Below are 16,943 nucleotides of genomic sequence, written 5' to 3' on the forward strand. Positions count from 1 at the left end.
AGCGGCCCGGCGAAGCCGGTTCCGCGGTGTTCCTGGAACAGACCGCTAGCTTCCTGACGCTGCGAACCGCTGCCAGCGTGAACAGGCCTCAGTCCGCCAGGCCGCTTTCCATCGCCTTGTGGTGACGCGCGACGAAATCGGCATACGTGTCGATGCCGCGCAACTGCAGAATCGAATTGCGCACCGCCGCCTCCACCAGCACGGCGATGTTGCGCCCGGCCACCACCTGGATGATGACCTTGCGCACCGGCACGCCCAGCACGTCCTGCGTCAGCGGCGCCGACGGCATGCGTTCGTAGTCGCGCTCGAAGCTGTCGCGCCGCACCAGGTGCACGATCAGCTTGAGCCGCATCCGTCGCCGCACCGCCGTCTCGCCGAAGATCGCGCGGATGTCGAGCAGGCCGATGCCACGCACTTCCAGCAGGTTCTGCAGCAATTCGGGGCAGCGGCCCTCGATGGTGTTCTGATTGATGCGAAACACATCCACCGCATCGTCGGCCACGAGCCCGTTGCCGCGCGAGATGAGTTCCAGGCCCAACTCGCTCTTTCCGAGCCCTGATTCGCCCGTGATCAGCACGCCCATGCCCAGGATGTCCATGAACACACCGTGCATCGAGGTGCGTTCGGCGAAGTGCTTGGACAGGTAGGCGCGCAGCAGGTCGATCACGAAGGCCGAGGACTCGCGCGTGGCAAACAGCGGCAGTTGCGCGCGCTCGCAGATCGACAGCAATTCGTCCGGTGCGGCCTGGCCGTCGGCCAGCACCAGCATGGGCGGCTCCAGCGTGACGATGCGCGCAATCCGCCGGGCGCAGTCTTCCTTGGTGCCGCGCGTGAGGTAAGCCACCTCGCGCATACCAAGAATCTGCACGCGGTACGGGTGGATGTAGTTGAGGTAGCCGACCAGGTCGGCGGCCGATTGCGCCCGGCTGATCACATCCGATTCGAACTGCCGCTCCGATGCGCCCAGTCCCGCCAGCCACTCCCAGCGTAGCGAACCGCGAAATTCCTCGAACATCGCGTCCGCGCTGATGACTGTGTGCTTCATTGGAAATTGGGGTCGCTCTTGCCAGTCGGTCCAAGAATACAGCGAATACCGTGAAACTGGCCGCCCGGGGCCGCAGGCATGGATCGGGTGGCGCGCGGAGGCGCGACACGCTTTGTCGCGGAGCCCTCCCAGCGAGCGAAAAGTCAGGCGACTTGCGCGGACTGCCAGCCGGCGATCAACGCATGCAGTGCGCTGGCATCGGTGCTGGACTTGATCTTCTCGCGCAGGCCGGAATCGCTCAGCAGTTCGGCGATCTCGGAGAGGATCTCGAGGTGCTTTTGCGTGGCCGCTTCCGGCACGAGAAGGAAGATCAGCAGCACGACGGGTTGCTCGTCCGGTGCGTCGAAGCCGATCGGATCGGCGAGCTGGAACACGGCCGCCATCGGCGCCTTGAGGCCCTTGATGCGTCCGTGCGGTATCGCCACGCCATGTCCGAGCCCGGTCGAGCCGAGCCGTTCGCGCGCGAACAGGCTGTCGGTGATCAGGGCGCGGCCGAGGCCATGGAGGTTTTCGAACAGCAAGCCGGCCTCTTCAAAGGCACGTTTCTTGCTGGTAGCGTCGACGCTCACAAGGACTTGAGCGGGCGGCAGGATGGACGCGAGGCGATTCATGTTTGGGGCAGGGCGACGGCGATTATGCACCGACCCTGCAAAAAGCAAAGGGCCACCCGAAGGCGGCCCGCAAGAGTGTTTGCCCTGAGCCACGTTCAGTGGCTCGAAACAGTAAGTATTACATGATGCGCTTGGGCGCCGCGTGATGGTGGTCCTGCAGTCGATCCTTGTGGCGGACGACCTGTCGGTCCAGCTTGTCGACCAGTTCATCGACGGCAGCATAGAGATCAGCGTGGCTCGACTCGGCGAACATGTCATTGCCCTTCACATGAATGTTGCACTCGGCCCGTTGCCTGCGCTCCTTTTCCTTCTGCTTTTCAACCGTTAGCAGCACCTTGACATCGACCACCTGGTCGAAGTGGCGGGTGATCCGATCAAGCTTGCTAGTGACATAGCTGCGCAATGCTGGAGTGACGTCGAGGTGATGACCGCTGATCGTCAGATTCATGAATGACCTCCTGGGATAGACCGTTGGTGAAAAGGACCTCGCCTCGGCTGAGAACGGGGCCACGGGAACAACATGGGATGGGGATGGGAAGGGACGGGAAAGAAGCGGAAAAAGAGGTGTGGAAGGGATGGGAATAGAGCGGTGGTTGAAGAAACCCGCGAGGGGTCCGGTTCACTATGCCCCCCGCGTCATCGAATTGCAATCCCCGGAATGTCCCGATTTCAGTGATGGATTGCACGCGCTGCAGGTAGTTACCAACAGTTTCAAAACGAGGTAGTGCGTTTTTATTCACTTCGCGCCACCACCACGCAGCGGCGCTAGCGCCAGGCGTTGCGAAGGCGGTTTCGAAGGTCGATGGCAGCGGCTGTCGGCGGCACGAAGACCGGACGCTCGGGCGGCGGCGGCCAGGTGACGTGATCGAAGCGCGCGGCGTCGGCCGTATCGATGAAACGCGTACGTCCGGCGTACACATGGCGGTCAGCCCTTGCGGCCTGCTGGGTCACGTAGAACCGGTGTGGCACGACCAGGTGCAAATGGTCGCGCGCACGGGTCATTGCGACGTAGAGCAACCGGCGTTCCTCCTCCAGTTCGGCCGCGCCTTGAGCCACGTCGGCCGGCATGCAGCCATCCACCACATTGAGCACATGCACCGATCGCCATTCCTGGCCTTTTGCCGAATGGATGGTCGAAAGAATCAGATAGTCTTCGTCGAGCAGGGGCGGGCCGGGACGGTCGCTGGTGGCCGCGGGCGGGTCGAGCGTAAGTTCCGTAAGGAAACTTTCACGCGATGCATAGCCTGACGCCAAGCGGGCCAATTGTTCGAGATCGCCACGGCGCACGCCGGCATCGTCGTGCAAGCGCTCGAGGTGAGGCAGGTACCAGCGCAGCGCCAGTTCCATATCCGCGGGCCAGGGCAATACGGGGGCTCGCAACGCCGCGTAAATGTCGGCAAAACGCTGCCATTCCGCGCGAGCGCTCGGAGGCGGCTGAAAATCTCGCACGACTGCCGCGGGTTCTGCCGCCTCGCCCATGGCGTCGAGCAGGCGGGACGAGGTGGCGGGGCCAATGCCCGGAATGAGCTGAGTCACCCGAAAGCCCGCCATTCGGCCGCGCGGGTTCTGCACGAAGCGCAGCACGGCCAGCAGGTCCTTGACGTGGGCTGCTTCCAGGAATTTGAGCCCGCCGTACTTCACGAAAGGGATGTTGCGGCGCGCCAGTTCGAGTTCCAACGCGGCGCTGTGGCTGGAGGTGCGGAACAGCACGGCTTGCGACTTCAGCGCCAGGCCGCCCTCCCGGTGCGCGAGGATGCGATCGCACACCCAACTGGCCTGCTGCGCCTCGTCAGGCACCAGCACCAGCTGCGGCTGCCCGGCGGATGGCTTGTCGGTCCAAAGGGTCTTGGCATGGCGCTCGGCGGCATGCGCGATGACGGCGTTCGACACGTCGAGGATCGGCTGGGTCGAGCGGTAGTTGCGCTCCAGCGTGACAATGCGCGCCGGCTGCGAGAACTGGCCCGGGAAGTCGAGGATGTTGCGCACCGTCGCGCCGCGGAAGGAATAGATGGACTGCGCGTCGTCGCCCACCACGGTGAGGCCGCGGCCATCGGGTTTGAGCGCGATCAGGATCGCGGCCTGCAGGCGGTTGGTGTCCTGGTATTCGTCGACCAGCACATGGTCGAAGCGCGAGCCGACGAGTTCGGCCAGCGACGGCTCGCTCATCATCTCGGCCCAGCACAGCAACAGGTCGTCGTAGTCGAGCAGGTTCTGCTGCTGCTTGGCCTCGACGTAGCAGCCGAACAGGCGCTTGAATTCCGCCGCCCATTCTGCGCACCAGGGGAAGGTGTGCTTGAGCACGTCTTCCAGCGGCTCGCGCGTGTTGACGCAGCGCGAATAGATGGCGAGGCAGGTGCCCTTGCGCGGGAAGCGTCGCGTGCTGGCGGACAGGCCGATCTCGTGCCGCACCAGGCCCATGAGGTCTTCGGCATCGCCGCGGTCGTGGATGGTGAAGTTCTCGTCCAGCCCGATCTGTGCCGCATGTTCGCGCAGCAGGCGCGCGCCGATGCCGTGGAAGGTGCCGGCCCAGGGCAAGGCCGGCGGGGCCTCGGAGCGCAGGCCCAGCACGCGTGCCACCACCTGTCCGGCACGTTTCTCCATCTCCTGGGCGGCGCGGCGCGAGAAGGTCAGCAGCAGGATGCGTTGCGGGTCCGCACCCTTGGCAATCAGGTGAGCGACGCGATGGGCCAGCGTGCTGGTCTTGCCCGATCCGGCCCCCGCGATGACCAGCAGCGGCTCGGGGCCGGCATGCGTGACGGCGGCGCGTTGCTCGCCATTGAGCACGGCCAGCACCGAAGCCAAGCGTTGTGCAGGCGTTTCGGCGGCCAGGGATGGGGCTTCGGCGGTCGGCGACATGGAATGAGACTGTACATCCATCCAGCCAACAAAAGAGGCGGGGGCGCGGCCAGGATCTCGTCTGTCGCCGAGCATTCGCGCTGGGCGCTGGCCCCGTCCTGCAAGCAGGACTTGCCACGCCTCCTGCATCGGACCTGGCGAGGCTCCCGCGCCGCATGTTGTGGCGTGAGACCCAAGAGCCCCCAGGCCGGGCTGCGCCCAGCCCGCCCCCGCGGGGGATTGAGTCGAGATGGCAAAGCCACTTGGACCCAAGACGCGCAACTGATAATCCACGGCATGCTGAATATCTTCACGCTCGCCAACGGGCGACTCGTCCAGGAAGAAATCGAGTCGCTGGAAGAGCTGTCCCGGTTCCAGCCGATCTGGGTCGACCTGGAGTCGCCATCGGTCGAGGAAAAGCGTTGGGTAAAGCAGTACTACGGGCTGTCGATTCCCGAGGACGCGATGGACGAGGACATCGAGGAATCGGCCCGTTTCTACGAGGAAGACAATGGCGAGCTGCACATTCGCAGCGACTTCCTGATCGATGACAGCGAGGACCCGCGCTCGGTGCGTGTCGCCTTCATCCTGAACCAGCACAACGCCGAGTTGCGCAGCCGTGGCGTGCTGTTCTCGATCCATGACGAGGATGTGCCGGTGTTCCGCCTGGTGCGCATGCGCGCGCGGCGCGCGCCGGGACTGATCGAGGACGCGAAGGAAGTCTTGCTGAAGCTGTTCGACGCCGACGCCGAATACTCCGCCGATACGCTGGAGAACATTTACGACGACCTGAAGAAGGTCAGCGAGAAGGTGCTGCGCGGCAACATGACCGATGCATTGGCCAGCGAGGTGCTCGGCGAGATCGCGCGCCACGAAGACCTGAACAGCCGCATCCGCCGCAACGTGATGGACACGCGCCGCGCGGTGAGCTTCATGATGCGCAGCAAGATGCTGAGCGCAGAACAGTTCGAGGAGGCGCGGCAGATCCTGCGCGACATCGAGTCGCTGGACAACCACACGGCCTTCCTCTTTGACAAGATCAACTTCCTGATGGATGCAACCGTCGGTTTCATCAACATCAACCAGAACAAGATCATCAAGATCTTCTCGGTCGCCAGCGTGGCGCTGCTGCCGCCGACGCTGGTGGCCAGCATCTACGGCATGAACATGCAGTTTCCGGAACTGCAGTTCCTGGGGCAGCTGTCGTATCCGTACGTGGTGATCATGATGGCGGCGAGTGCGCTGGTGCCGATGTGGTATTTCGGGCGCAAGGGCTGGTTGAGCTAGGCTCGCCCCCAGGTCGCCGCTTTGCGGCTCTCACCCCCTGCCCGGGGGCAACACCAGCGGCCCGGCGAAGCCGGTTCCGCGGTGTTTCACGAAGGGGCAAGATGCGTCTTGCGCTATGTGGCGCGTCTCAGGAAACAATACATGTCGAAACTCAGGGTCGCCAGTTTTTCCGTTTCGCTGGATGGCTACGGCGCGGGGACGGACCAGTCCCTGGACAACCCGCTGGGCCGCAACGGCGGCGAACTGCACGCCTGGGTGTTTCCCACGCGCACGTTCCAGCGCCAGCTCTTCGGACGCGATGACGGAAGCACGGGCGTCGATGATGACTTTGCCGCGAGGGGCTTTGCCAATCTCGGCGCCTGGATCCTTGGCAGGAACATGTTCGGGCCCATCCGGGGACCTTGGCCCGATCTCGAATGGAAGGGCTGGTGGGGCGCCAAGCCGCCGTACCACGTGCCGGTGTTCGTGCTGACGCACCATGCGCGTCCTCCGCTGGAGATGGAAGGCGGCACGACTTTCCACTTCGTCACGGGGGGCATTCATGAGGCGCTGGCGCGTGCCCGGGGGGCGGCCGGAAGCAACGACGTCCGGGTCGGTGGCGGGGTGAGCGTGATCCGCGCGTACCTGCAAGAGGGTCTCATCGACGAGATGCACCTGGCAGTGGCGTCGGTGCTGCTCGGCCAAGGGGAACACCTCTTTCACGGCCTCGATCTGCGCGCGCTGGGCTATGGCTGCACTGAACGTGCCGCCTCGGAGCTTGCAACGCATTGGGTCTTGACGCGCAACACCAACGGCGCTTGAGCCCGCATGGCGCGTCCGCGCGCCGCGCCTGCGGCCGGCGCGCGACCGCCATGCGATGCCGCCTGCACGCCTCCGCACCCCCTTGTGTGCGAGCTTTCCCAAAGTTTTGACGGGCGCTTCCGAAAGCGCGGTCTGGTCATTGTCGGGAGGGTCGGACGAAAGGACACTTCCCGTTCCGCTGCGCCGGATCGCGTTTTCGGCCGGTGCCAGCAGCGCGCAGTTCGATTCAACCCCGCACGCAAAGAACGCATCGGTGCATTCGCACCCGGACCTCCGCACGCGGAAGGCGGCGACCCGGCGCCCCTCGATTTCACGATTCCCTCGATGGCCATGTATTCAACGATCAGACCTGTCTTCAAGCGACGCTGGATTCCCGTCGCCATCGCCTTGGCGATCTCGCTCATGTGTACGCTGTTCGCCTTGACCGCCCCAGCCTTCGCGCAGACCTGCCAGCCGCCCCAGAGTGCCAAGCACAGCAAGTTCAAGCGACCCGTGTCGAAATGCACCGCGCAGTTGGCGCAGCGCTCTGGCAGGGGCGGCGCGAAGTCGGCAAGCGCCAACGCTTCCAGTTCAAGGGAGCGCGTGGCGGCCGCTACGACACTCACGAGAGGACCGGGGAACAACCAGTGAGCAGGCCCCGTGCCTTCCATGGTGGGAGTCTGCAGGTGCTCAAAGGACGGTGGAGTGCGGAATTGACCGTACGCGAAGGACGAGAAGGTTTCGCGGAGGACGCGAAAGGAATACAAGGATTTGCTGCTTTGCTGCTTTGCTGCTTTGCTCTTTGCTCTTTGCTCTTTGCTCTTTGCTCTTTGCTCTTTGCTCTTTGCTCTTTGCTCTTGGCTCTTGGCTCTTGGCTCTTGGCTCTTGGCTCTTGGCTCTTGGCTCTTGCGTCCTTCGCGTTTCTTCGCGCCCTCTGCGTACGGTCAAGTCCGATTCCCGTATTTCCAGCTTCAAGTCGATGTCGCTGTGCCGCGAATGCGCCCGGAGACGTCGACTTCTCGCGCATTCGCGAGGGCAGGGTTCAAGCCAGCCGCAAGCCCGGCCAACGCGCCGCGTAGTCCGCTGCCTTGCGCAGGTACAGCGTGCGGTGGTCGCACAGCGCATTGGGCGCCAGCACGCCGGCGTAGATCGCGTCGAGTCCGTGCGGCGCATACAGCGTCGGTCCGCGTGGGCCCGGTTGCAGCGCCACGCAGGTGCCGGCAACCAGGAAGCGGTCGATGCCGTCGCGGGCACAACCCAGCGCCGGATAGTCATGCCCGAACCAGTCGGCGTACCAGGTGTGGACGCGCGCCTGGTTCTTCGCCTCGACCACGATGCCGCGATCTTCGAACAGGCGTTGCACACGTTCACCCACGGCTTGCTCCGCCTCCTCCGACAGATCGCTGCCATCGAAATAGAACAGGTCGTAGTCGCGGATGCCATCCGTCGGCGCGCGGCCGGCGCGAAGGTTCCACACGGTCTGGAACAGGCAGCCTGCCACCAGCCACGCATCGAGCAACGCGAGCGCTGGCATCCGCTCCAGGATGACGCGGTTGTGATCGTTGTGCAGCACGTCCTCGATGAAGCGTGCCGCTTGCTGCGCCGGCACGTTCACAGGATCACGGGCGCGTCGGGCAGTTCGTTGCGCGAGGGCGTGTCCGCCGCAGCCGGGAAGTGTTCGACCAGCAAGGCCGAAACTTCCTCCAGCGCCTGCGTCAGCCCGTCCTCGAAGCGGCGTTCGCGAAAGGCCGCGCCCATCCGTTCTGTCATCGCGGCCCATTCGGCATCGTCGACATGCGCATCGATGCCGCGGTCGGCCACGATCTCGATCGCATGCTCGGCCAGCAGCAGGTAGACCAGCACGCCGTTGTTCTGCTCGGTGTCCCACACGCGCAGCTTGCCGAACAGCATGATCGCGCGTTGTCGTGCCGGCGCATCGCGCCACAGATAGGACATCGGCAGGCCGGCCTCGACGCAGATGCGGATCTCGCCGGTGTGCCGATGCTCACTGGCCGCGACGCGGCGCGTCAGCCGCTCCAGCATGTCCTCCGGCAGCACGCGGCGCACCTGTGCCTCGTCGAGCCAGCGATGGCGCCAGATGCGCCCGAGCCTGGAGAAGAAATCCGCCATGCCTACCAGTTCCCCGAGGCGCCGCCGCCGCCGAAATCACCGCCACCGCCGGAGCTGAAGCCGCCGCCCGAAGAGCCGCCCCCAAATCCCCCGCCGCCGCCTCCGAACCCACCGCCGAATCCCCCGCCGAGGCCACCGCCAAAGCTGCCGCGCCGTCCACCGCCCAGCGCGGGCAAGCCGATCGCACCCGATATCAGCGTGAACACCAATGCCACGATGCCCGCGATCACCGCCAGCACGATGCTCGACGTGATCACCATCGCGACCACGCCCGCACCCACGCCGGTGGCGAGCGGCCCGAGCTTGCTGCCGAGGATCGATCGCGCCACGCGCCCGACCACCAGCACGCCGAAGAACAGGAAGATGCCGAGCTCGCCCCAGTCCATGTCGCCGACGTGAAAGCCGCCGTCACCCTGGCCGCTGCCGGCAACTGTCGGCTCCGGCAAGGCCTCGCCGTTGATGCGCGCGATGAGCTGGTCGGTCGCCGCGCTGAGCCCGCCCGCGAAGTCGTTGTTGCGAAAGCGCGGCTTCATCTCGTTGTCGATGATGCGTGCCGCGGCAAGATCGGGCACCGCGCCTTCGAGCGCCTTGGCCACCTCGATGCGCATCTTGCGGTCGTCCTTGGCGACGATCACCAGCACGCCGTCGCCCACGTCCTTGCGGCCGATCTTCCAGGTGCTGGCCACGCGGTATGCATAGCTCGCGATGTCCTCGGGGGCCGTGGTCGCCACCATCAGCACGACGATCTGCGACCCCTTCTTCGTCTCGAAATCGGCGAGCTTGGCCTCGAGCACCTGGCGTTGCGTGGCATCGAGCGTGCCCGTTTGGTCGATCACGCGCGCTGTGAGCGTGGGCACCGGCAGCACGTTCTGCGCGAAGGCCGTGCCGAGCCACAGCACCAGCAACAGGAAGACCGCCAGCACGCGCACCGGCAACGCCGCGGCCCATGGCACGGCGCCTTCCGGACGCACCGCGGCATCGGCTGTGCCGGGCCGCTGGTGTCGATCCCGGCAAGGGGAGGAAGCGCACGCGGTGCGCGGAGCCTGGAGGGAAGTCACATGTTCTGCGCGCGGTCGGGGAGTGCGCCTATTTCTTCTCGAAGTCCACCTTCGGCGGCTTGGAGATCTCGGCCTCGTTCTCGACCGAGAAGCTCGGTTTTGGCGGATAGCCAAAGATCTTCGCCGTGATGTTGGTCGGGAAGCTGCGCGCGAGCACGTTGTACTGCTGCACCGTCTTGATGTAATTGTTGCGGGCCACCGTGATGCGGTTCTCGGTGCCCTCCAGCGTCACGCGAAGGTCGCGGAAGGCCTGGTTGGCCTGCAACTGCGGATACTTCTCCGCCACCACCATGAGCCGCGACAACGCGCCGGACAACTCGCCCTGCGCCTGCTGGAACTTGTTGAAGGCCTCGGGGTTGTTCAGCGTCTCGGGCGTGACCTGGATCGACGTGGCCTTGGCCCGTGCCTCGACCACCTTGGTCAGCGTGTCCTGCTCGAAGTTGGCCTCGCCCTTCACGCTGGCCACGATGTTGGGCACCAGGTCCGCACGCCGCTGGTACTGGTTCAGCACCTCGCTCCAGGCCGACTTGCTGCTCTCGTCGAGCGTCTGGAAATCGTTGTAGCCGCAGCCCGTCAACGACAGGGCCACCGTGATCATCAAGAGCCAGCGTTTCATCGTCCGATCCTTCCTGCAAGACAAGGCGGCGACGGTAGCATAGAAGCCATGGCGGTCGATACTTTTCAAGCGATACAAGCCGCGGGGCGCCATGTGCCTCCGCCGGTGCGCGCTGCATCGTCGACCTTGCTGCTGGCCGGCGCCACCGGCGCGCTGGGCAACGAGCTGCTCAACCGCCTTGCCGGGTCGCAAAGTCATGCGCGCCTGCTGTTGCTTGCGAAGGAGCCGATCACCGACGGATTGCGTGGCGTCGATGCCCTGCAAGTGCCCGCGTTGCCGATCGCGCAATGGCCCTTGTGCGAGGCCGATGTGGCGCTGGTGTCCTTCGACCCGCCAAGGCTCTTTCACGATCGCGAACGCGCGCTGTGGACGCCCGCGCCTGCCGACCTGCCCGCGCTGGCGCGCTGGCTCAAGGCTTGCGGCGTGAAGACCATCGCCGTCGTGCAACCGCATGCCCAAGGCCGCATGCCCGATGCCCTCAAGCGCGGACTGGCTGGCCTCGACGAGCATGCCGTCGTCGGGTTGGGCTTCGAGCGCGTGCTGCTCGTGCGTTCGGCGCAGAAGCCGGCGGCGGAGCGCTTCGCGAATCCGGGCGAGCGACTGGCCGCCTGGATGCTGTCGATCTTTCGCTACATGGTGCCCAGCAGCGAACAGCCGGTGCGCGCCAGCAAGGTCGCCGCGTTTGTCGAGCGCGCCTTGCAGACGGCGCCGCCAGGCGTGCACGTGGCGTCTTCCGATGTGGTGTGGCGCGCGTCGCAGGGCGGCCTCGACGACGTGGTGAGGATCTGGCTGCAGGGCAGCGCGGCAGGTTGAATCACAGCCCTTCGAAAAGCGACCCCGGCAGCAGGTCGATCGAGAAAGCAAATCGTCACGGGCACTGCTGCGCTCTCCAGCCAAGTCGGCTGGCCCGGCAAGGGTGGTCCGGGTGAGGATGCCTGGTGAACATGCGATCCCCTGGGGGGGCCGGCAAGATCGGACCGAGGTGCCGGGCTGGCAAGACTTGACATTTTTTGCAGGACATTGATTTTTGTGAATCAAACGTGAATCAACGCCCGGAAAGTCCATCTGTCCGACGGGCCGGGTCGTGGGGAGCAAGGCAAAATCGAGGCATGCCCAAGACCCCTCACCGAGCCGCCGCCCTGAGTGGAACCGCCGACGACGTCGAGGCCGCTTTCTACGAATCGCTGCAGCGTGGCGATGTCGAGGCGCTGATGGCCTGCTGGTCCGATGAGGACGAGGTGTTCTGCGTTCATCCCGGCGGTCCGCGCCTGGTCGGACCCGTTGCCATCCGTGCCGCTTTCGACCAGATGTTCGGCAACGGCGCCATCCATGCCACGCCCGCGCATGTGCGCAAGGTCGAATCGCTGGCCAGCGCGGTTCACAACGTGCTGGAGCGCATCGAGGTGCTCACGCCCGACGGCCCGCGCCATGCCTACGTTCTGGCCACCAACGTTTATCACAAGACCGCCGAAGGCTGGCGCATGGTCGCGCACCATGCCAGCCCCGGTTCCGCCCGCGAGCCCGAGGACGCGAGCGAAGTCCCCCAGACGCTTCATTGATGCAGACCTACGCAGCCCCGCGCTGGTTGCCCGGCGGCAACCTGCAGACCATCTGGCCCGCCTTGTATGGCCGTCGCTCCGAAGGCCCCGCGCCGGTGTATCGGCGCGAGCGCTGGTTGACGCCCGACGGCGACTTTGTCGATGTGGACTTCCTGGACCAGGGTCGGGCGGTGAAGGGTCAGCCGATGCTGGTGCTGTTCCACGGGCTCGAAGGCTCGTCGCGCAGCCATTACGCGGAGGCGTTTGCCGCGTTCGCTGCCGCGCGCGGCATGGCCTTCGCGGTGCCGCACTTCCGCGGTTGCAGCGGGGAGCTGAACCTGGGGCCGCGTGCTTATCACTCGGGTGATTTCGAGGAGATCGGATGGATCCTCGGTCGCCTTCGCGCGATGCACGATGCCGCGGGCGGTGGTGACCTGTATGCGGCAGGTGTCTCGCTCGGCGGCAATGCGCTGCTGCGCTGGGCGGAGGAGGCGGGCCACACCGCCAGCCGAATCGTACGGGCCGTGGCGGCGGTGTCTTCGCCGCTCGACCTGGCCGCGGGCGGACGCGCCATTGGCCGAGGCTTCAACAAGCTGGTCTACACGCGCATGTTCCTCTCGACCATGAAGCCCAAGGCGCTGGCCAAGCTCGAACAGCACCCCGGCCTGTTCGACCGCGAAGCGCTGATGGCGGCCCGCGACCTCTACACCTTCGACAACGTCTTCACCGCGCCGCTGCACGGTTTCAAGGACACCGAGGACTACTGGCGACGCGGCTCTGCCAAGCCGCACCTGTCGACCATCCGCATCCCGGCGCTGGTGGTCAACGCCGCCAATGATCCCTTCGTGCCTGCCGACAGCCTGCCGCGCCCGGGCGAAGTGGGTGACAAGGTCACGCTCTGGCAACCGGCGCATGGTGGGCATGTCGGCTTTCCGGGCGGGTTGCCGCCGGGGCATGTGCAGACGATGCCGCAGGCGGTGGGGGAGTGGCTGCGGGCGCAGTGATGTTTGCTGCGCGACAGGTGCCGCGACGGAGCCGGCCTGATCCTTGAAACGCGAGGCGATCGGCTGTGGCAGATCAGTTGTTGATGCTGGCGTTCCTGAACTCGAGATTTTCAAAGTAGCTGCCGGTGAAGTCCACGTGCTCACCGCGCAGGCTGTCGGCCTGCACTGTGGTGCCGGTGCAGCCAAGCACATCGACCTGCGACCAATAGCCGCCGTCGAAATTCAGCCCGTTCCACTGGCAGTTGTTGAACTTACTGGCAGTGAACCGGGTGCCCTTGAACTGCGACTGCGCGAACGTGCAGTTGTCGAAGGTGCAGTCCGAAATGGAAATGCCCTCAAAGTCACAGCCGGTGAAGGTGCACCCGGTGAACCGGCAAGCGGTCCAGCCGGCCTGCTTGAAGGTGGTGGCGGTGAAACTGCTGCCCGTGAAGGTTGTGCTGGCGAACTGCGCGAGGTTGAGGTCTAGGCCAGCGTAGTGGTTGCTGTCGCTTTGTCCAATAAGACCTGCCGGCGCCCCTCCGATGCCTTTGCGCCAGAGATCGTGTTTGTGAATGATTATTTGGGAGGACATCTAGATGTCTACTATTGACCGTGAACCGTGCGCGTAGAGAATTTTCTTGCCAAGTCCGTTCGATGGACTCGCGAGCATGCAGAGTAAATATGAAAATGCCAAAAAACTGCGCGGGCAATCAGGGCTGTCGGGTTATGGGTGGAAGCAGATGGCAAAACGCCAGTTCAATATCTGAATTGCTTGGAGGGTGTCCTTTATTGGCGGGTAGATCAAATGAAGAGACATTTGGTTTGCCCGTGGTTAGGCTCATCATTTTCGCGCCGCCTTCACTTCCATACACAATGATTCCGTCCATCCCCTCGTCGACTCCGTTTTCCAAGTCTCTATGACTTTTTAGAATTCCATTTAGTTTGGTTGTGGATGATGGATCGTGCTTAATGAAAGCCGAGCGGACAAGACTGTGAGTGATCAAGGCGGGTTTTTTTTCATAAATAAAATTGAACTGTGTCGGTACCAGCGGCCATCACAGTGAAATTCATCCTCTTTTAAGAAGGCCCGCACGCCATTATCGATGCCAAATTTGTCATTCGGCTCATCGAGATTGAACCAAACTATGTACGGTCCTGCAGGAGCTCCGGCTGATGCCGTTGGCGAAAGAGCCAGAGATCCAAAAGAGACAAAAAACAGAAATGTATAAAGCTTCGTAAGGGATATCTGTCTATCTTGTATCGGCTTCATTTTTTTCATCGAATCTTACTCCAAACGTTTTGTTCAAAATGTCGCTTGACATTTCTTCGAGTTTTGGGTCGGATAGCTCTTTTTTTGCCTGCTCATAATAGGATGTTGGTACAAAATACCGCAAATGGCTTGGGTTTCCCTTCACGAAAACTTCAGCGCCTGCGCTATTTTTCTTCTTGCGAGACGGCGTAGCCTTCATGTTGAATGGTGAGAATGTGATATACGCCCCCGCCTGATTTCCGCCCAGTAAGATTAGGCGTTCTCCAGATCTTGCATATGCGAAGCCGACATGATGTCCATGCGATCCTTTGAAAACAATGGATATTGCGCCAAATATAGGTGAGTCAATTTCAGCGTAAAGGGGGTTGCGCACGAGGGATGCGACTTTGTCTTTCGAGTCCGATTTTGGGCCGTGTAATTCGTAGAATCCATGCGCGCGGGCTATCGCAACTCTGCGATCTAGAAAGCCAATATTCTCGATGGGGTACCCAGCCTCCTTCAACACCCAATTTGCAAATGCCGCGCACCACGCGTTATTTGTTCCTACCATGCCTTTGATTCCGTCCCCGATTTTTGTGTGGTAGTTTCTGACTTTCTCCAATTCAGACTCAGGAACGCTTGCGTAAGTGCGCAACTCTTCCAATGCTATTGGCATCCACGGCGCGCGCTTTGGATAGGGGTTGAGCAATGCGAGCAACTTTCCGCCGCCTTCTTTTGAACGGACCGAATCGGTTGAACGTGTGGCGCTTGGGGTTTCGGGAAATACAACGTGTGCGTCGCTTCCTGGCCTTTTCTCGATAGGCTCGTCATCCCTTGCATCGTTCGGGGCTTCTACGGAAACGGGACGCTCTGTACTTGCACCTTGGGGAACTCCCGGGGAAGGGGACGGTGCCGGCGCCGGTGATTTGGCAGTAGTTGCTGGAGGGCGCGCTGGCAGTCGCTTCACTGGGGGCATCTCACCCCCGCCAATCAGCAAAACCTCTGCGGGAAAGATCATGTCCGATTTGAGATTGTTGGCATTTTTGATGGCTTCAACCGTTGTGCGATACAAGCTTGCAATTTTCCCTAAAGAATCGCCTGGCTGAACCACGTATCGGACCTGCGTGGACTCTTTTGGCTTCGAATCAAGAGCAGGTTTCTCTGATCCAGCAACCCCTCGCCATTTCTGATGCTTCGCTAAGAGGCTATAATCTTGACTCTTATTTCCACTGATTATTCCGATCTGAATCGAGTTGTTTGTTTTTTCATTCCTTGCCTCGATTTTCGCTTGTGAGTTGCCGGGCGAGAGGATAACCGGAGGGAAGCGCCCTTCCGGGTCGGATTTCAAAACTTGCTTCTTCTCGTTGATATTCAGAATTATTTCTTCGTCAGCCATCGGTTGGCTGCCGTTGGTTGCGGAAATGTTGAAAACAGTTACCCAAATCTCTCGCCTTGTTTCAGGCTTGCTGTTGTAACCCTCAATTGCGGCGATGCTGTCGATTATTTTTTCCAGCTCCGCGTCAGAACAGTCTTTGATTTTCTTGTTGGCCGCGATCCCGCTTAATGCGAGCAGATCATTGACATACTTGTCTGTGTCGTTTTCATTTGGCGGGGCGTATACTGGGATCAGTTCGGGTATATTTTTGTCGCCATGCATTCTATTTAGGTTTGCCTTCAATTCCGTTCGACCAGTTGCCTCGTCCGGAAATATCAGAAAAGTATTGCCAGACCTATTTTCTGCAAACCCAATAAATCCCTTGGCCTTCTTGGGTGCAGGCTTCCCGTCTATCATTCTCGCCTTTATGTCGCCTGGGTTGAATATTCGCCAGGGCAATCTGCCGCCCAATCGAAGACATCGTCGACCGTCGTCGCACACAAATTCTGCTACTTCGATGTTTTTATGATAGGTTGCTGCGATAAATTTTGACATGCGCTACTCCCCGCTCCAATGATCCTCAAGAAAAGACAAAATAGCAGCTTCCGAAAGAAATAGCCCTTTTGATGAAGATTGTGTTTCTCGGACGTATTTGGATGTCTCGAGATAACGAAGCTGCTCGGCGTCGGCATCTCCGGTTTCGGGTGGGATGTCGTCTTGCGTCATCAGCGTATCGTTTGATAGCGATGGTGTCATCCCAGGTAATGGTTTGAGTTCCCACCCATCTTCACCAAGGATGAGTATCGCTTCATCCGGCATGTCGAAGGTGACGCGGGGCAAGCGGCCGTCCTTTGGAATGGATCCTTCTGCTATAACCATCTTGTTCTCGCCAAGAATTTTGTATGGAAGTCCCGCCATTCCAACGTGATTGAACAAGTCGTCGCTACCCAGAGCCGCAAACCGAACGCTATATTTGTCGTTCTGGCTCGCCTCCTCCATACGAGACCGCTTTTCGATATTCATTGGCCCCACTAAGCTGTGGACGGAGGCATGTTCCCGCCAGACACCATTAGTACCATGCTCGATGCCCGAAGCGTTCCATTTCGAGTAGCTGCTTCCCCCATTGATCACTACCTCATCCTTTGCGGTAATTGTGATTTTGTTGGCAGTGTGGGTAATGTTGAGTTTGGCCAGAACATTGATGCTGTCTTTCAGCGCGGTAATGTCGATATCCGAGCTAGCCGCAACTAATTTCATCCCGGATTTGTAGGCAAACATGCGCACGGCTTCCTTTGCGCTCACGAGGAAGCTCTTACCGGCGCTAACAGGCTGCTGAAATACTCCGCGTCAACTTGAGCCATGCTCTGCGGCGAGAGTACCGTTTCACATCGTGCATTGATCGGTGAGTTCTGAAGCCGTTTTTTGCTGATTTGAGG

The 16,943-nt window shown here is 61.9% G+C and carries 18 protein-coding genes; 5 read left to right on the forward strand and 13 right to left on the reverse strand.

Going from position 1 to position 16,943, the window contains the following annotated elements; genetic code table 11:
- Positions 1-88: 88 nt before the first annotated feature.
- The 4 genes from hprK to WKW82_RS34265 form a co-directional block, all read right to left on the reverse strand.
- Complete coding sequence (hprK, locus tag WKW82_RS34250; RefSeq protein WP_340347485.1) at positions 89-1,045, reverse strand: HPr(Ser) kinase/phosphatase; 957 nt, start codon at positions 1,043-1,045, stop codon at positions 89-91.
- Between the two features lie 143 nt (positions 1,046-1,188).
- Entirely contained in the window at positions 1,189-1,656 is a 468-nt protein-coding gene (locus tag WKW82_RS34255; protein WP_340347487.1) for a PTS sugar transporter subunit IIA, read from the reverse strand.
- Between the two features lie 118 nt (positions 1,657-1,774).
- On the reverse strand, positions 1,775-2,104 hold the full coding sequence (hpf, locus tag WKW82_RS34260) for a ribosome hibernation-promoting factor, HPF/YfiA family (RefSeq protein ID WP_213956108.1): 330 nt from the start codon (positions 2,102-2,104) through the stop codon (positions 1,775-1,777).
- Between the two features lie 317 nt (positions 2,105-2,421).
- Positions 2,422-4,512 carry an ATP-dependent helicase gene (locus tag WKW82_RS34265; protein ID WP_340347489.1) on the reverse strand — a complete coding sequence of 697 codons (2,091 nt, stop codon included), beginning with the start codon at positions 4,510-4,512 and terminating at the stop codon, positions 2,422-2,424.
- 276 nt (positions 4,513-4,788) lie between these two features.
- Here WKW82_RS34265 and corA point away from each other — a divergent pair, with 276 nt between their 5' ends.
- Positions 4,789-5,778: a magnesium/cobalt transporter CorA gene (corA, locus tag WKW82_RS34270; RefSeq protein ID WP_340347490.1), complete on the forward strand. Its 990-nt coding sequence runs from the start codon at positions 4,789-4,791 to the stop codon at positions 5,776-5,778.
- Positions 5,779-5,919: 141 nt separating this feature from the next.
- On the forward strand, positions 5,920-6,579 hold the full coding sequence (locus WKW82_RS34275; protein WP_340347492.1) for a dihydrofolate reductase family protein: 660 nt from the start codon (positions 5,920-5,922) through the stop codon (positions 6,577-6,579).
- Positions 6,580-7,600: 1,021 nt separating this feature from the next.
- Here WKW82_RS34275 and WKW82_RS34280 read toward each other — a convergent pair.
- The 4 genes from WKW82_RS34280 to WKW82_RS34295 all read right to left on the reverse strand — a co-directional run bounded on the left by WKW82_RS34280 (position 7,601) and on the right by WKW82_RS34295 (position 10,362).
- Positions 7,601-8,173, reverse strand: coding sequence for a nucleotidyltransferase family protein (locus WKW82_RS34280; protein WP_422823656.1), 573 nt, complete (start codon positions 8,171-8,173; stop codon positions 7,601-7,603).
- Positions 8,170-8,688 (reverse strand): TPM domain-containing protein, encoded by a 519-nt coding sequence (locus WKW82_RS34285; protein WP_340347493.1) that lies wholly within the window; start codon positions 8,686-8,688, stop codon positions 8,170-8,172. The genes WKW82_RS34280 and WKW82_RS34285 overlap by 4 nt, the downstream gene beginning before the upstream one ends.
- Positions 8,689-8,690: 2 nt before the next feature.
- Complete coding sequence (locus tag WKW82_RS34290; protein WP_340347495.1) at positions 8,691-9,641, reverse strand: TPM domain-containing protein; 951 nt, start codon at positions 9,639-9,641, stop codon at positions 8,691-8,693.
- A gap of 133 nt (positions 9,642-9,774) precedes the next feature.
- The gene (locus tag WKW82_RS34295) at positions 9,775-10,362 is read right to left on the reverse strand and encodes a LemA family protein (RefSeq protein WP_340347496.1); all 588 of its coding nucleotides are present in this window, start codon (positions 10,360-10,362) and stop codon (positions 9,775-9,777) included.
- Between the two features lie 48 nt (positions 10,363-10,410).
- Between WKW82_RS34295 and WKW82_RS34300 the strand changes: the two genes are divergently transcribed.
- From WKW82_RS34300 to WKW82_RS34310, 3 genes are all read left to right on the forward strand, one after another.
- Complete coding sequence (locus WKW82_RS34300) at positions 10,411-11,175, forward strand: hypothetical protein (protein WP_340347498.1); 765 nt, start codon at positions 10,411-10,413, stop codon at positions 11,173-11,175.
- A gap of 296 nt (positions 11,176-11,471) precedes the next feature.
- On the forward strand, positions 11,472-11,921 hold the full coding sequence (locus WKW82_RS34305) for a YybH family protein (RefSeq protein ID WP_340347499.1): 450 nt from the start codon (positions 11,472-11,474) through the stop codon (positions 11,919-11,921).
- Positions 11,921-12,904, forward strand: a complete 984-nt coding sequence (locus WKW82_RS34310) for a YheT family hydrolase (RefSeq protein ID WP_340347501.1) — start codon at positions 11,921-11,923, stop codon at positions 12,902-12,904. The genes WKW82_RS34305 and WKW82_RS34310 overlap by 1 nt, the downstream gene beginning before the upstream one ends.
- A 73-nt stretch (positions 12,905-12,977) precedes the next feature.
- Here WKW82_RS34310 and WKW82_RS34315 read toward each other — a convergent pair whose 3' ends face one another.
- The 5 genes from WKW82_RS34315 to WKW82_RS34335 form a co-directional block, all read right to left on the reverse strand.
- A complete protein-coding gene (locus WKW82_RS34315; RefSeq protein WP_340347502.1) occupies positions 12,978-13,475 on the reverse strand; it encodes a pentapeptide repeat-containing protein in 498 nt (165 codons plus the stop codon).
- 118 nt (positions 13,476-13,593) lie between these two features.
- Positions 13,594-13,887, reverse strand: coding sequence for a hypothetical protein (locus tag WKW82_RS34320; protein ID WP_340347503.1), 294 nt, complete (start codon positions 13,885-13,887; stop codon positions 13,594-13,596).
- Complete coding sequence (locus tag WKW82_RS34325; protein WP_340347505.1) at positions 13,884-14,162, reverse strand: hypothetical protein; 279 nt, start codon at positions 14,160-14,162, stop codon at positions 13,884-13,886. Before WKW82_RS34325 ends, WKW82_RS34320 begins: the two co-directional genes overlap by 4 nt.
- On the reverse strand, positions 14,134-16,062 hold the full coding sequence (locus tag WKW82_RS34330) for a LysM peptidoglycan-binding domain-containing protein (RefSeq protein ID WP_340347507.1): 1,929 nt from the start codon (positions 16,060-16,062) through the stop codon (positions 14,134-14,136). Before WKW82_RS34330 ends, WKW82_RS34325 begins: the two co-directional genes overlap by 29 nt.
- Before the next feature lie 3 nt (positions 16,063-16,065).
- Entirely contained in the window at positions 16,066-16,809 is a 744-nt protein-coding gene (locus WKW82_RS34335) for a DUF2345 domain-containing protein (RefSeq protein WP_422823657.1), read from the reverse strand.
- Between the last annotated feature and the right edge of the window lie 134 nt (positions 16,810-16,943).

This window comes from Variovorax rhizosphaerae, assembly GCF_037889975.1.
GTDB classification, from domain to species: Bacteria; Pseudomonadota; Gammaproteobacteria; order Burkholderiales; family Burkholderiaceae_C; genus Variovorax; species Variovorax rhizosphaerae.

Excerpts from the sequence above, each read along its gene's own strand:
- hprK (WP_340347485.1), bottom strand. The coding sequence starts at position 1,045 with ATGAAGCACACAGTCATCAGCGCGGACGCGATGTTCGAGGAATTTCGC.
- WKW82_RS34255 (WP_340347487.1), bottom strand. The coding sequence starts at position 1,656 with ATGAATCGCCTCGCGTCCATCCTGCCGCCCGCTCAAGTCCTTGTGAGC.
- hpf (WP_213956108.1), bottom strand. The coding sequence starts at position 2,104 with ATGAATCTGACGATCAGCGGTCATCACCTCGACGTCACTCCAGCATTG.
- WKW82_RS34265 (WP_340347489.1), bottom strand. The coding sequence starts at position 4,512 with ATGTCGCCGACCGCCGAAGCCCCATCCCTGGCCGCCGAAACGCCTGCA.
- corA (WP_340347490.1), top strand. The coding sequence starts at position 4,789 with ATGCTGAATATCTTCACGCTCGCCAACGGGCGACTCGTCCAGGAAGAA.
- WKW82_RS34275 (WP_340347492.1), top strand. The coding sequence starts at position 5,920 with ATGTCGAAACTCAGGGTCGCCAGTTTTTCCGTTTCGCTGGATGGCTAC.
- WKW82_RS34285 (WP_340347493.1), bottom strand. The coding sequence starts at position 8,688 with ATGGCGGATTTCTTCTCCAGGCTCGGGCGCATCTGGCGCCATCGCTGG.
- WKW82_RS34295 (WP_340347496.1), bottom strand. The coding sequence starts at position 10,362 with ATGAAACGCTGGCTCTTGATGATCACGGTGGCCCTGTCGTTGACGGGC.
- WKW82_RS34300 (WP_340347498.1), top strand. The coding sequence starts at position 10,411 with ATGGCGGTCGATACTTTTCAAGCGATACAAGCCGCGGGGCGCCATGTG.
- WKW82_RS34305 (WP_340347499.1), top strand. The coding sequence starts at position 11,472 with ATGCCCAAGACCCCTCACCGAGCCGCCGCCCTGAGTGGAACCGCCGAC.
- WKW82_RS34310 (WP_340347501.1), top strand. The coding sequence starts at position 11,921 with ATGCAGACCTACGCAGCCCCGCGCTGGTTGCCCGGCGGCAACCTGCAG.
- WKW82_RS34315 (WP_340347502.1), bottom strand. The coding sequence starts at position 13,475 with ATGTCCTCCCAAATAATCATTCACAAACACGATCTCTGGCGCAAAGGC.
- WKW82_RS34325 (WP_340347505.1), bottom strand. The coding sequence starts at position 14,162 with ATGAAAAAAATGAAGCCGATACAAGATAGACAGATATCCCTTACGAAG.
- WKW82_RS34330 (WP_340347507.1), bottom strand. The coding sequence starts at position 16,062 with ATGTCAAAATTTATCGCAGCAACCTATCATAAAAACATCGAAGTAGCA.